Consider the following 13640-nt stretch of genomic DNA (forward strand, 5'->3'; position numbering starts at 1 on the left):
TCGTATGAGCAATAGACTGAAAGAAGTGATGCCGAATGTATCGGATGAATTCTTGATTCGGAGTTAATCATTTCTGGAGGGATCAATAATGGCGGTGTCTTATATGGATTTTACATCTCCGGGTGTGCAGTATTTTTACGATTTGAGAAATAACAGATCCTTCACCAAAGACAGAGGTAACTATATCAATGCACTTGGTGTTAAGCAGCTGAATACACTCGGTGACAATTCTTTGCTCGATATTTATTTGACGCGCGGTAATATTGTGGAGCCTCATATACATCAGAATGCTTCAGAACTTGTATATTGTATTTCCGGTGCAGCCGTGATCTCCCTAATTAATCCATTCACAAAAGAGGTCATTCAAGTGCCGGTCTCTCCAGGTCAGGTCGGGAACGTGCCGCAAGGATGGTTTCACTGGGAGATGGCGACTGAAGATAACACTCACTTACTGGCGATCTTTGATGCGCCAACACCGGAATTCATTGCTGTATCGGATTTTCTACGACTTGCGCCACCGGGAGCCGTTGCACATACGTATTGCTTGGATGAAGCTGCGTATAAGGCTGCGATTGCTCCCATTAGTGATACGGTTGTCATTGGTCCTCCTGCCAATTGTACAAAGTATCACCAGCCTCAGCCTAAACCTCAGCTGTATGCCCAGAATAACGGCCCCGTGTATCCGGATTATGTTCAGAGGCAAGGGAACTACCCGCAACAATGACAGCAGAGAAATACCCAGATTCCCCATGGATATACGAATCAGGGGCCAAGCTACGGTGGACCTAGCCCTTATCGACAACCTTAAAGTAATAAGAATAGTAGCAGACCGTGTCCCTCGGACGCGGTTTTTTTACATAGTTACAAGTTAGGAATAGGCTCCTTTTTTGTGAGTTTTACCTCCAAAGAGCTCAAGTTATGTTATCGAGCAAATTACTCATGTAAATAGAGGAAAAGTCGTGGGCTCTCAAATCACAAATCACAGTAATAAATGATTAGAACCATACTCTCTCTTTAGAAGCGAACAGGATTCAGATACAATTATTCCAGAACTAGAAGCACGGGATCATACATAGAGAAGGGAAGGAAGAGGACATGGAAGAGAACTTTATACCCAAAGTGTTACAAGGGAAGAAAGTATATCTTAAACCCTTAAATGCAAGTGATGCAAAAACATATTATAAGCAGCTTTTTAATGTAGAAACAAGAAGACTGACCGGCACGAAGGCCATTTTTAATTATGAGCAGATCGTAGAATATATAGATAGAAAGCGAGGGGATGATTCAACCGTAATTTTGCTGATTGCCTTGCAGGAGACAGATGAACTCATTGGAGAAATTGTACTGCAAGACCTGGACTATACGAACCGGAGTGCAAATCTCAGAGTTGCGATTGACCAACCAGCCCGCCAAGGGCACGGTTATGGCACTGAAGCACTGTGTCTTATGCTGGATTATGGGTTTGGTATATTACAGCTGCACCGGATCGAGCTGAATGTATATGACTTCAATGAACGGGCTGCGCATGTCTATGAGAAAGTGGGTTTTAAGGTAGAAGGGCGCCAGCGTGATGCTTTGTTCTACAATCATAAATATCATGACGCGATTCTCATGAGTATGCTCGAAGGTGAGTACCGTGAGAAATATCAGAATGTAAAATGAAAAAACGGCACGAGTTGATAAGCCCTTAGGCTGATCAATCGTGCCATTTTTTATATGTGACTATATTTATGCTGAAATCGCAGCCTGTGCAGGACGACTTGAATCCTGCTGTTGATGCTGCTGTTTCTTATTTTCTTGATTTCTTTTCCATAGGAATGCAATGACGATGATGGCGGAAAAGAGAAGGAAGAAAGTAGGAACGATTAGTAACGCCTTTCCTAGCCCAGCTTCCATATTACCGCCGTAATAGAGTAATGAACGCATGCCATCAATCATGTAACGAATAGGCATCATGTTGCCAACGATCCGGTGGAAATCGGGAAGGTTTGTAACTGGAATCGCTCCGCCGCTAGCAAAGATTCCTAAAATATTGACCGGGAACGCAGCCAGCATAGCCCATTTTCCGAATAACATGCCAATCATTTTGAACATAGCGAACATGGTCATCGTGCATAGCAAAGTAAATAAGAATATTGAAATGATGCCTGATGAGTGGTAGCTTCCATAGAGTCCAAACACTGCTACTGGAATTACGGCTGCAACAGCGATCATTAATATAGCACTAAGCAGAATCTCCGTTGCAAACACCTTTGAATAGGTGAGAGGAACGCCATGGCTCTTCAGACTATCGCTAATACCACCTAAATATCCATGAATCATCTGTGTCCCCATAAGCCCGGTAATAGATGCGATTAAGACGATCATAAACGGGGTCATTCCTTTGTTGGTATCGGAAGGAAGCCCGAGCACGCTTGTCACCTTGGATTCGATAGGGTGGTCAAGCTGAGATGCGGTCATAGGAGATAAAAGTGCTTGCTGTTTTGTCATTTCTGCTTTTATTCCGCCGCTAACCATATCAGAGATTGATGAGGCTAGGGACTGTAATACCGTTGTTGAGAAGCTGGAAGCCATCTGTGAAGCTCCATCATTTAATAAAATTTCAATAGGTACGGCAGTATGATCAGCTTCTCCTGATAAGAACGATTGCTGTAAGGCAGAAGTCTGTTCACTGAAATTAGCGGGAATAACCAAAGCTCCGTTTGCTTTGTTTTCTTTAATCGCCTGTATAGCGGTTTCCTTTGAACTTTCAATCTGCCATACAAATGAGTGTCCATCTTGCTGTTTCACAAGGTTTGAGATAATTGCTTTACCTTCCGGCGAGTCTGCAAAATCGGAGTCCTCACTCACCAAAATGAGCGGAAAATCGTGCATCCGCTGATCAGCACCGCTAAATACCGGCAAGTAAATCAGGATCATACTCAGCATTAACACGGCTACAGACCAGACCGGAAACCACGCAAATTTAATTTTTAATAAGTTTTTCAATTGAAGCTAGCTCCTTTAATTTACTTTAGTTTACGATTCAGTAAACGAATACTCAGGTATACCATTTCTTTATCCTCTTCATCTAATTGCTCGAATTGTTCCTTGACTGACAGATCCATCTCCGGAATAAAAAGAACGTCATTGCCTTTATCCGTCAGTGTAATTCGGTGACTTCGCCGATCCTCTGGATTATCTATGCGATTGACATAACCTCTTTGTTCAAGGGAGTCTACCAAATAAGTGATCGAAGCCGCCTTAATTTCTAGATACTGGGCTAAATGTACAGATAGACAAGGTCCTTCTCGTTGAACTTTTGTTAAAATGGCAAATTGATTCAAAGTTAAATCGTATTTTCGCAAATGATCTACGAAAGCCTTGATCCGGTAGTTCGTCAATTTTTGTTCCAATTGATTATAAGTGTCCATTAGCATGTCTAGAGAAATTTGATGATCCAAAAGTATTGCTCCTATTCGTAAAAATAGTATTAGTGAAGAAGTATTATACTTAGAATGCCCTAAATAGTAAACCGCATAATCGACAATTTAGTTAAAAAAATCGAAATTAATCAAATTAAATATCTTTTTTGTGAACATTATCATTGCTATTAGAGGTGAAATAGTGAGGGGATAAACCCAAATAATGGTTAGGTAAAACTAATAGTATGAGGTAATATAAAGGAAAATATCCTAATACTTATATCGATCATTAATATTTATCGTTCAGGATATAGACGAAAGTGAATGGTGGTGAGCTTTTGGGAAAAACAGTTTCGATGTGGATCATCACAGGGTCCATATTTCTGATCATCTTGTTTGCCGTACTCATTGGCAGAGAATACGATAAACAGGAACAACAACAAATTAACGGTAAGGCTTTTACGTACTCCTATGGCAGCACTGCATTTTTATTACATGCGTCAACCTATTATACGGACAATGTCTTGAACAGAGCTGGGGCACTAAATCGGGATAGCGCAAGAGAGTTATTTTTAGGGTACACTCGTTTAATCAGAGCGGCAGAAGAGATTAGACAACTCCGTAGTAATCATTCTGAAGGAGAAGATTTGAGTACAGAAGCTCTAGAGAACAAGCTTAAGGAGCTCGGAGCAGAACTTTTGTCACATTCCTCGAAAATACTTGAAGGGACAGGCGACCGCAGGGAAATAAAGAAAACGCGTATGGTTATTCACGAACTGGAGGAGCAAATTCCTGACCTGCCGAGTGACACAAATTATCAAGATTTTCCTGAAGAGCAGAAACAGGAACTTATTCATCTTCTGAATCGTATTTCGTCACAACTGGAGAAAGGGCAGGGTGATACTTAAGTGAGGAGCTTCTTAACAAAATACATAAAAGGAATAGCCATTGTAACGTTAACCTGTGCTTTGGTAGCAGGCGGTTGGTACGTATTTTTACTGGTGGATGGGAAGTCTCTCATCTCGGATGGGATCGAGGAAAAACAAGTGTATGACCAGTTTCGTACAGAGCTTGAACGTACGTATGAGCTGCTAAGGGAATTTAACGAGAGTGAGCAAATAAGGGCTGATGTCCCTTTATTGCTGCAAGCGAACGATCACTTTAAACAAGCGGAAGTTCATTTGAATCAATTCTATTCTTATTTTTCATATCGACTCACGGACCCTCAAGTCCTGCATGAGATACAGTACAAAGGAGAACTGCATGTATTCAATATACCTCTCGATTTTATAATAGGAAGAGGCAGAGAGAGTGATATTCTGTACCTTATGGAGTATTCAAGTTTATTACTAGATACATTCCCCTTAGAGTATACGAAGAAGGACCGAACGGATTTCTTTATCCAATTTAATGACGTGAATGATCAAGTCAATAAACACGATTTTAAAAACGAATATATTTGGTCGTGAAAATAGATCTAAAGGAATCTCTGAAAAGACGGAATAACCGTTCAATCCAGAGATTCCTTTTCTTTTTGGGAGAGGTCATAGATTACATCCGCGATGGAGACACTCGCAAGCTGATCTTCCATTGCTTTTTGAGCAGAAATAAAGACAGGGGTGATCGCATTCTGAATATTACGGCCTACTACACAGGCAGGATTGGGAGAATCATGTACAGAAAATAGGGCATCTTCTTCCACCGCATTTACTGCCCGGTACACGTCGAGTAGAGTGATATCTGCTGCCTCTTTTTTGAGCTTCGCCCCTGCAACGCCCGGTTTTACATCAACAAGCCCTGCTTTACTCAGCATACCTGTAATTCGGCGAATGACCACGGGATTGGTACCCACGCTGCCCGCGAGAAAGTCTGAGGTGTTGACGATATCCTTGTTAATCTCAAGCAGTGACAAAATATGAATGCCAACAGCAAATCGGCTAGTAACCATCTTTACGTTAACTCCTTTATTCTTCTGCTCATAGCAGAGTAATTCTTCTACTAAATAGGTATACACATCCTTTATAGTGTAATCTATTGTACCCTGAGTGAACAGTTGTTAACAAAAAGACCCTCCGGGCAGCCCAGAGGATCTGAAATATGAAAAAACAAGGAGATTATATTTGTTCGCCAACGACAGTGAAACGTTCACCGATATGTGCTGGGTTTTCAATTTCATCCACAATCGCAATTGCATAGTCCGCGTAACTGATGTAGCTGTCGCCTTTAGCGTTCACAATTAGATTATCTTTTCCTTTTTGATAGGAACCACTGCGTGTCCCTTCTGCATCAAATGTCGCCGCTGGGCTTACGAAAGTCCATTTTAGGTCTGTAGAAGCTTTCAGATCCTCCAGGTTTTTACCTTGATTGCTTGCGGTTGGTTTGTAGAGGTCAGGAAATTCTGGTGTGTCGATTAGTTTTGTTGTTTTCGCTTCATCCACGTACAAGCTTCCTGCACCGCCGACAACAATCAGCCGAGTGCCTTCCACACCGCTCAGTGCCTTAATGAGTGTTTTGCCTGCTTCAACATGTTTATGCTCTTCACCTGGCGCTGCACCAAAGGCATTCACAACAACATCATATTTATTTAGATCTTCTGTCGTTAGTTCGAAGATATCTTTCTCCACGGCAGGAAATCCGCTAATCTTAGATGCATTTCTTACAATCCCTGTGACTTCATGGCCTCGTTTTCTTGCTTCGTCCATAATGAGTTTTCCTGCTTTTCCGCTAGCACCAATAATGGCAATTTTCATTTTAATTCCTCCCATGTTTTTATGTAAAAACGTTTTTCAACCTGTAACCATTATAGTTACAACTAAAGTGATCTGTCAACCGGCTCAGGATATAGGGGGAAGATATCCCTGCAAGGAAAGATATACTTCCTGCTTACCGGATGTAATATCTAGGAGAGAATGACTGAGGTTGGAATTCAGTTCAGTTGTATAATAAAATGAAGTGTAATCAATTTTGCATGATAAAGGAGCGGGACAGGACCCAATGAAGTTTCCCTTTCGAATGATAGTGAACACGTTACTTGTACTCCTTATATTTATTGGACTTCAGCTGTATATTGGCTGGAATATGTACTTGTTTCTCTCTTTTTATGTTTCTGATATTTCTATTTTCGTATTAGGGATCACTCTGACGGTAGTATCGCTTGGATATGCGATCGGACGGATCAAGTGGCTTGGTCCTATAGGGCGCTTCATAAAAGTGATCGGTTCGTACTATTTTGCACTGCTCGAGTTCTTCATCCTTGTACTTCCGGTGATGGATCTGATCGGATGGATATGTCATCTTGCGGGTGCGGATTCAAAGGCATATATTCCGATACTTGGCTGGGCAACGGCAGCTCTTCTAGTCATTTTCCTGCTGCGCGGGTCTTATAATGCGTGGAGTCCTATCGTAAGAAAATATGAAGTAGCAGTAGCAAAAAAGCCAGAACCAGGTGCGAAGAGAAAGTACACCATCGCAGTAGCTTCCGATATCCATCTTGGGAACATTGTGGGCAATCGATATCTAAGAAGGCTGACCGGACTCCTTAATGGATTAAACCCTGATCTGACCTTACTGGTAGGGGATGTGCTTGATGATTCGATTGAACCTTTTTTGCGAAATAAGATGTCATATGAGATGAAGAAATTATCTGCTAGATACGGTGTTTTTGCAGTGCTCGGTAACCATGAATATTACGGAGGGCATATTGATCGTTATGTGAAAGAAATGAGTGAGATTGGAATTCCTGTCCTTCGGGATGAGGTGGTCAGCGTAGCAGGCGGAGCTATCTACATAGCGGGACGTAAAGATCTGACTGCAGAACGGATGGATCCAGAAGGACGTTTATCTGTATCAGATCTGCTTATGCCGCTGGACCATACAAAGCCGATTGTTTTGCTGGATCATCAGCCATATGCGTTTGATAAAGCTCAGGAAGCGGGTGCTGATCTGCTGCTATGCGGACATACGCACAGAGGACAGTTTGCACCCAATCATTTCATTACAAAACGACTTTTCGAACTGGACTGGGGCTATATGCTGAAGGAGAAAATGCATGTGATTGTGTCCTCTGGTTTTGGTTCATGGGGACCGCCGATCCGCCTCGCAAGCAGATCAGAAGTCATTCATATTGAACTAACATTTACCGAAGAATAAGTAAGTAATTTGATAAAGACATTCCTCTTTTTTATGTGGGATGTCTTTTTTAGTAGCCTCTAAGATTTACAGTATGCTGAATATGTTATCTCATGGAGTGAATAATTAAGGGGGCATAATTAACTATGATCTAAATGATTTATCAAGTGAAAGGTTAATCAGAAGAATAACTTAGAGAATGAAGTTGTTACGTTCATGGCGATATCCTTTTCTAGAAGTAGTAATGGTTGTAAACTGGCAGAATTATTGTAAAATGAACAAGGGATTTATGATAAACATTACATAAAGAGCAATCCATGTACACACAAATTCTACTATTTTCATCTCACAAAGGAGAGAACATTCATGCCCCAAGCTCAGGCGATCCAGGAAGCACCAGATCGTGCGAAGCGGCTTTGGCTGGCGTTTATACTCGGAACGCTGTCAGCTTTCGGCCCATTCTCACTGGATATGTATCTGCCTGCACTAACCATTCTGGCAGATGATTTAAACACCACCGCATCCTATGCCCAGCTTAGTCTTACCGCTTGTATGCTGGGACTTGCGCTTGGTCAGTTAGTAGCAGGACCTATTAGTGATGCGAGAGGACGACGCGGACCGCTGATGATCGGTCTTGGCGTATTTACCCTGTCCTCGATCTTATGTTTTATTGCTCCATCGATAGAAATGTTTGTTGTTATGCGGTTTATTCAAGGAGCAGCGGGAGCAGCAGGAATTGTGATCTCAAGAGCCGTAGTTCGTGATTTGTATTCAGGCACAGAGCTCACCAAATTCTTTTCCTTACTGATGCTCATCAACGGAGCGGCGCCGATCCTTGCACCTATCGCAGGGGGGCAGCTGCTCACGGTAACCTCTTGGCGAGGGGTGTTCGTTGTCCTCACCGTCATTGGGGTATTATCCTTAATTGGAGTTATCCTTGGTCTTCCTGAATCTTTAGCAAAAAATGAACGTACTCAAGGCGGTCTGCAACAGACGTTTCGTGCCTTTGGTACGATCATGAAAGATCGGGTATTCATGGGCTATGCTCTTTGCCAAGGATTTGTAGGAGCTGCTATGTTTGCCTATATATCAGGCTCACCTTTTGTGCTTCAAAAAATCTATGAAGTCAGCCCTCAAACCTACAGTTTAATCTTTGCTATGAATGGAGCGGGTATCATTATTGCAAGTCAGATTGCGGGAAGACTTGCAGGGCGTGTGGGAGAAACAAGACTGCTGATTACAGGTTTGTCCCTTGCTGGGATCGGCGGAATCAGCCTGCTTCTCGCCATTTTAGCAGATGCTCCGCTGGTTGGTATTTTGATTCCACTTTTCCTGGTGGTTTCTTGTGTTGGTATTGTAAATACCGCAACATTTGGACTTGCGATGCAGAATCAAAAGAATTCGGCGGGCAGCGCATCGGCTTTGCTTGGTGTTCTTATGTTCCTATTTGGGGGACTCGTAGCCCCTCTCGTTGGAATTGGCGGCGAAGATACGGCCGTACCGATGGGGATTGTAATTGCATCTGCTGAACTTCTTGCCATTGCCCTGTATATACTCATGGTCAGACCGCGTTCGCGGAAATAGGACCATTCAATTTTATTAAAGAAGAGGGGATTCTTGATCCTTTCTTCTTTTTGGTTTAGCCTTTTGTAGTGGACTATTTTAGAACGTGCAGTGATATGATCAACAATACCGAGCATATTTCGCTTGTGAAAGTTGCTTTTTGTTCATAATTCAACCCGTTTCGCCTGCTTTTTAGGAAAAGTATGACCCGTCTGGGCTATTCTTTTGCTCCGAAAGGATGGGTTATGCTGAGTCGTATGGGAGTGTTACATAAACTACTGGAAGAGAAAGGATCGATAATGAAAATGATGAAAAAAGGAATTCTTACGCTGGTTCTGTTTTTAGTGCTGCTGCCAGGCGCTGCTTTTGCACATACGGGTCTAGAAAGTGCGGTCCCTGGAAATGGAGATACGGTGACTTCTGCGCTGGATGAATTAGTTCTTACGTTTGAAACACCAATTGAGCCGCTTAGTGAGATTAAAGTAGTAAATGAAGAAGGCAGCGTCATGGACCTGGCGAATATCGAGGTCAAAGAAAACACGCTGACAGCGAAGTTAAATGAACCATTGCCGAATGGAGTTTACAAGGTAGACTGGACGATTGTCGGGGAAGATGGTCATACGATTAATAACGAATACGCATTTACCGTAGATGCACCAGTGGAGCCGGAACAGCCGGACAATACTGCTGTAGAGGATGAAAATACAAACACGGATACACCTGTAACCAGCGAAGATACAGTAGATGAACAAGTGAATACGGCGGCACCTGCAGCAGACGATGTACAAGAAACAGAAGCTGGCAATACAGGAAATGCAGGAATTTGGATTGCGCTCATCGTCGTTGTTGTTATTGCGGGTGTCTATGTAGCCGTAAGACGTAAAGGGAAAAAATAAAAATGGGTTTTCTTAGCGAAGGTCTGCTATACATCTGTTATGCGTTTCTTATGGGAAGTTTGATTGTTCATCTTGTTCCGGGTAATGCAAGACCTGGGCTCCGTATCCCGCGTCAGGCGGTGATCTGGAGTATCGTGGGGACGATGGTTTTATCTTTTGCACCCCTGCTCCAGATTATTATTCGTTTTGGTTCAGGTATTGGATATGGAAAAGCACTGTCCACCGTCCTATTCTCTTTTAAAGAGGGGAAAGCATATCTCTTGGTATTTGGACTCTGTTTATTATTACTCCTTACCTTTATGCTGATAAAAGATGCCCTTCACAACAAAAAGATACTCTATCCATCCTTGCTGATTGTTCTGTGTATCATTGCAACATTCGGCTATTCCAGCCACTTAGGTGCGATTGAAGGATTTAAGGGAGCTGTCATTCAAACCGTTCATATGCTTTCTATGGCTGTATGGGCAGGAGTTCTTTTTGCTATTGCGTGGTTTACAGCAGAAGCGCGGAACTGGGATCGTTTTCTGAAATGGTTCACCCCAGTATCAATCGCTTGTGTCGTACTTATCTTGGGATCGGGACTGCTTACGATGAGCTACACGGTACCTGAATATGTAAACTCCTGGATTCTGCCGTATGGGCAGGCATTGTTAATGAAACATTTACTGTTTGTTCCGATTATTATTTGCGGATTGTGTAATGGATTTTTAATTCGGAGTAAAATGAAACAGAATCAAGGTTTTGCTGTCATTCCTTGGCTCAAAGCAGAAACCATTCTTATTCTATTTGTACTCTTGTTCACAGCCTTAATGTCGCAGGAAGCACCACCTCACACGGTTGCTGAAACACTGCAGTACAATGATCCGTCGGCAATCTTCCTGATGCTTCATCCTGAGGCTGGTGTACCGCTGAACTGGGGCATTACGTTCCCAGCGGCTGCTCTTGCAGGGTTTGCTCTACTAATCCTTGCTGGGATGATCATTTCATTTACAAACAAAAAAGCAAGCCCTGTAATGTTACTAATTCTTGGATTTCTGTTTGTACTCACTGCTTACGGAAGCCTAATGTTAAGTGTAGCATAGCGCATACCGGATGAAAGATAAAATAGTTATCGATACCGCCTTTATTTCAAGGATAAAGGCGGTATTTTTATTTACAAATAGATAGGAGCATATATAATGAAGCTTATGGAACCTATAATGATTCATAAAGTGTTGTCGAATGAGACAAGGCGGGATATTCTTGAATGGCTCAAAAAACCCGAAGAACATTTCGGTGATCGGTACCATGCTCCTCCTAACGGAGATTGGACAAAAGGAGTATGTGTAGGAGATATTCAAGCGAAGGCAGGGCTTGCACAATCCGTTATTTCGAATTATTTATTATCAATGCAAAAGGCCGGCCTGCTCTTGTCAGAACGTGTTGGTCAGTGGACATATTACAGACGAAATGAAGAGGTCATTCAGCAGTTTTGTGATGAACTCAAAAAAAATCTATAAGAAAGGAGGCTTTTTTTTCATTATAATTATCTAGATTCCTAGATATAAAGATACGTAAGGGACTATCAAAATCTCCTCGTCCTATTTATGATACAATGACAAAAAAAGAAAAGTGACGAAGAGGAGGGGTAACGTGGTACGCTTCGGTATTATTGGAACAAACACGATTACAGAGCGTTTTCTGGAGGCGGCAAGCACACTCACTGATTTCAAGCTTACGGCAGTTTATTCACGGACGGAGGAACGCGCTAAACAATTTGCTGAAAAACACGGTGCAGAATTTATCTATACAAATTTAGAACATATGGCTGCGAGTGAAGAGCTCGATGCTGTGTACATTGCCAGCCCAAATTCATTACATAGTGAGCAAGCGATCCTCATGATGAATCATGGGAAGCATGTTTTGTGTGAGAAACCAATTGCTTCTAATAGTAAACAGCTTCAAGATATGCTGGACGCAGCTGCAGCAAATCAGGTTGTGTTAATGGAAGCGATGAAATCAACACTTCTTCCGGGTTTTGCAAAAATCCAAGAGGAGCTGCCTAAGCTGGGCACGGTTCGTAAATATAATGTGAACTATTGTCAGTATTCCTCTCGCTATGATGCATATAAAGAAGGTAAGGTTCTTAATGCTTTTAAGCCCGAGTTCTCTAACGGCTCCTTGATGGATATTGGAGTGTACTGCATCTACCCGATGGTTGTCCTGTTTGGCCAGCCTGAGAATATCAAAGCAACCAGTGTGATGCTTAATTCGGGTGTAGATGGTGAGGGAAGTATCGTGTTGCAGTACAAGGAAATGGAAGGAGTCATTACGTACTCCAAAATAACGAACTCTTATCTGCCATCCGAAATCCAGGGGGAAGAGGGAAGTATGGTTATTGATCACATTAGTACGCCTGGAAAAGTGCAGATTCATTATCGACAGGGTGAAACAGAGACGATCTCGGAAGTATCAAATGAACCTGCTATGAAGTACGAGGCAGCGGAGTTTATCCGTCTTGTACAAAGCGGAGAGCTGGAATCACCTGTGAATTCACATCATCATTCCAGTGTAACCATGGCGATCATGGACACGGTTCGAAGACAGATTGGGCTTGTCTACCCTGCAGATCGTTAAACTAGAGAACAAAAAGAGGCCCGGTACGCAGAACGAAAGGCGGCCGGGTTATTTGCATCTTTTTATTTAGGAATAATTAGTGTACCGCATGAAGGGTATTATCGAGTAGAAGAGCTGCTTCTTCAGGCGAAATATTTCGAGCGGTGATGAGTTCGCTGATGACAAGTTTACGTGCATTGTTCAGCATGTTTTTGTCAGTCCAGCCAAGTGATTTTTTTGAACTCAGATGACTCAAATCACGGATAACTTGCAGCTCCATAGTAAGTTCACCTGTTTTCAGTTTATTCAGCAGATTTTGCTGTCTTGCCGTAGGATTGGAGGGGAGTTCAGAACTTTGTTCCAAAAGTACGGATCGTGCGCTTTCCAGCATTTCCTCATCCGCAATACTCCGAATGCCGAGCGATTCAGCATTATGGATCGGAAATGAGACTTCCATGACCGGATGCTCAATGGTCACCTGGTAATACCATTTTTTCTCTCCGAGAATTTCCTTCTCTTCCATAGCCTCAATATGACCTGCACCGTACATGGGGTAGAAAATATAATCGCCTACTTGAAACATAGATAAAACTTCCTTTCCGAAGACCTTGAAATAAAAAAAGACCCTGATTTAGTTGGGTGTTCGCCGTGAGTTATTCTTCTATTATAGCATACGTTTGAAATCGGCCTGGTTTTAGTGAGGTTGGAGTAAGGGGAGGCGGTGTTTCCAAGCTCCCTGCTCCACTTGTTTTGTCTGGACATAAGTAGATTCGAAGAAGCAGTGGTCCAGCCAAAGCCAAAAGTCGCAGAGATCTAGGAAACACCCAAATCCCCCGATGTCCAAGCCACCTTTCAAAGGGGCGAGTTCAAAGTGATGCGGTTGGAGTAAGGGGAGGACGGTGTTTCCAAGCTCCCTGCTCCACTTGTTTTGTCTGGACATAAGTAGATTCGAAGAAGCAGTGGTCCAGCCAAAGCCAAAAGTCGCAGAGATCTAGGAAACACCCAAATCCCCCGATGTCCAAGCCACCTTTCAAAGGGGCGAGTTCAAAGTGAT

16 protein-coding genes are annotated in these 13640 nt (G+C 42.7%); 10 read left to right on the forward strand and 6 right to left on the reverse strand.

The genetic code is table 11. The features are described 5' to 3' along the window. The first annotated feature begins 88 nt into the window (after positions 1 to 88). Both QPK24_RS02645 and QPK24_RS02650 read left to right on the forward strand, forming a co-directional pair. Positions 89 to 724, forward strand: a complete 636-nt coding sequence (locus QPK24_RS02645) for a cupin domain-containing protein (RefSeq protein ID WP_285745923.1) — start codon at positions 89 to 91, stop codon at positions 722 to 724. Positions 725 to 1095: 371 nt separating this feature from the next. Beyond that, positions 1096 to 1662: a GNAT family N-acetyltransferase gene (locus tag QPK24_RS02650; protein ID WP_285745925.1), complete on the forward strand. Its 567-nt coding sequence runs from the start codon at positions 1096 to 1098 to the stop codon at positions 1660 to 1662. Positions 1663 to 1728: 66 nt separating this feature from the next. Here the strand turns inward: QPK24_RS02650 and QPK24_RS02655 are convergent, their stop codons facing one another. Together QPK24_RS02655 and QPK24_RS02660 are read right to left on the reverse strand one after the other, a co-directional pair. Continuing rightward, positions 1729 to 2988: an ABC transporter permease gene (locus QPK24_RS02655; protein WP_285745928.1), complete on the reverse strand. Its 1260-nt coding sequence runs from the start codon at positions 2986 to 2988 to the stop codon at positions 1729 to 1731. 20 nt (positions 2989 to 3008) lie between these two features. Continuing rightward, entirely contained in the window at positions 3009 to 3443 is a 435-nt protein-coding gene (locus tag QPK24_RS02660) for a MarR family winged helix-turn-helix transcriptional regulator (protein ID WP_160035202.1), read from the reverse strand. 299 nt (positions 3444 to 3742) lie between these two features. Here QPK24_RS02660 and QPK24_RS02665 point away from each other — a divergent pair, with 299 nt between their 5' ends. Together QPK24_RS02665 and QPK24_RS02670 are read left to right on the forward strand one after the other, a co-directional pair. Beyond that, positions 3743 to 4312, forward strand: coding sequence for a hypothetical protein (locus tag QPK24_RS02665; RefSeq protein WP_285745931.1), 570 nt, complete (start codon positions 3743 to 3745; stop codon positions 4310 to 4312). Then, entirely contained in the window at positions 4313 to 4873 is a 561-nt protein-coding gene (locus QPK24_RS02670) for a hypothetical protein (protein WP_285745933.1), read from the forward strand. 41 nt (positions 4874 to 4914) lie between these two features. Here QPK24_RS02670 and QPK24_RS02675 read toward each other — a convergent pair whose 3' ends face one another. Next, complete coding sequence (locus tag QPK24_RS02675; protein ID WP_285745935.1) at positions 4915 to 5352, reverse strand: Rrf2 family transcriptional regulator; 438 nt, start codon at positions 5350 to 5352, stop codon at positions 4915 to 4917. 166 nt (positions 5353 to 5518) lie between these two features. After that, a complete protein-coding gene (locus tag QPK24_RS02680; protein WP_285745937.1) occupies positions 5519 to 6154 on the reverse strand; it encodes an NAD(P)-dependent oxidoreductase in 636 nt (211 codons plus the stop codon). A gap of 244 nt (positions 6155 to 6398) precedes the next feature. On the opposite strand from QPK24_RS02680, the gene QPK24_RS02685 reads away from it, so the two are divergent. The 6 genes from QPK24_RS02685 to QPK24_RS02710 all read left to right on the forward strand — a co-directional run bounded on the left by QPK24_RS02685 (position 6399) and on the right by QPK24_RS02710 (position 12607). After that, on the forward strand, positions 6399 to 7553 hold the full coding sequence (locus QPK24_RS02685; protein WP_285745939.1) for a metallophosphoesterase: 1155 nt from the start codon (positions 6399 to 6401) through the stop codon (positions 7551 to 7553). A 345-nt stretch (positions 7554 to 7898) separates the two neighbouring features. After that, complete coding sequence (locus tag QPK24_RS02690) at positions 7899 to 9116, forward strand: multidrug effflux MFS transporter (protein ID WP_285745941.1); 1218 nt, start codon at positions 7899 to 7901, stop codon at positions 9114 to 9116. A gap of 278 nt (positions 9117 to 9394) precedes the next feature. Further along, on the forward strand, positions 9395 to 9991 hold the full coding sequence (locus QPK24_RS02695; protein ID WP_285745943.1) for a copper resistance CopC family protein: 597 nt from the start codon (positions 9395 to 9397) through the stop codon (positions 9989 to 9991). A gap of 2 nt (positions 9992 to 9993) precedes the next feature. After that, the gene (locus tag QPK24_RS02700; RefSeq protein ID WP_285745945.1) at positions 9994 to 11073 is read left to right on the forward strand and encodes a copper resistance D family protein; all 1080 of its coding nucleotides are present in this window, start codon (positions 9994 to 9996) and stop codon (positions 11071 to 11073) included. Between the two features lie 105 nt (positions 11074 to 11178). Further along, positions 11179 to 11490: an ArsR/SmtB family transcription factor gene (locus QPK24_RS02705; RefSeq protein WP_285749051.1), complete on the forward strand. Its 312-nt coding sequence runs from the start codon at positions 11179 to 11181 to the stop codon at positions 11488 to 11490. A gap of 133 nt (positions 11491 to 11623) precedes the next feature. After that, positions 11624 to 12607, forward strand: coding sequence for a Gfo/Idh/MocA family protein (locus tag QPK24_RS02710; RefSeq protein WP_285745947.1), 984 nt, complete (start codon positions 11624 to 11626; stop codon positions 12605 to 12607). Between the two features lie 76 nt (positions 12608 to 12683). Here QPK24_RS02710 and QPK24_RS02715 read toward each other — a convergent pair whose 3' ends face one another. Continuing rightward, positions 12684 to 13169: a CarD family transcriptional regulator gene (locus QPK24_RS02715; RefSeq protein ID WP_285745949.1), complete on the reverse strand. Its 486-nt coding sequence runs from the start codon at positions 13167 to 13169 to the stop codon at positions 12684 to 12686. A 70-nt stretch (positions 13170 to 13239) separates the two neighbouring features. Further along, positions 13240 to 13410 (reverse strand): hypothetical protein, encoded by a 171-nt coding sequence (locus QPK24_RS02720; RefSeq protein ID WP_285745951.1) that lies wholly within the window; start codon positions 13408 to 13410, stop codon positions 13240 to 13242. Positions 13411 to 13640: the final 230 nt, after the last annotated feature.

Origin of the sequence: Paenibacillus polygoni (genome assembly GCF_030263935.1) — a bacterium.
In the GTDB taxonomy this organism is placed as follows: Bacteria; Bacillota; Bacilli; order Paenibacillales; family Paenibacillaceae; genus Paenibacillus; species Paenibacillus polygoni.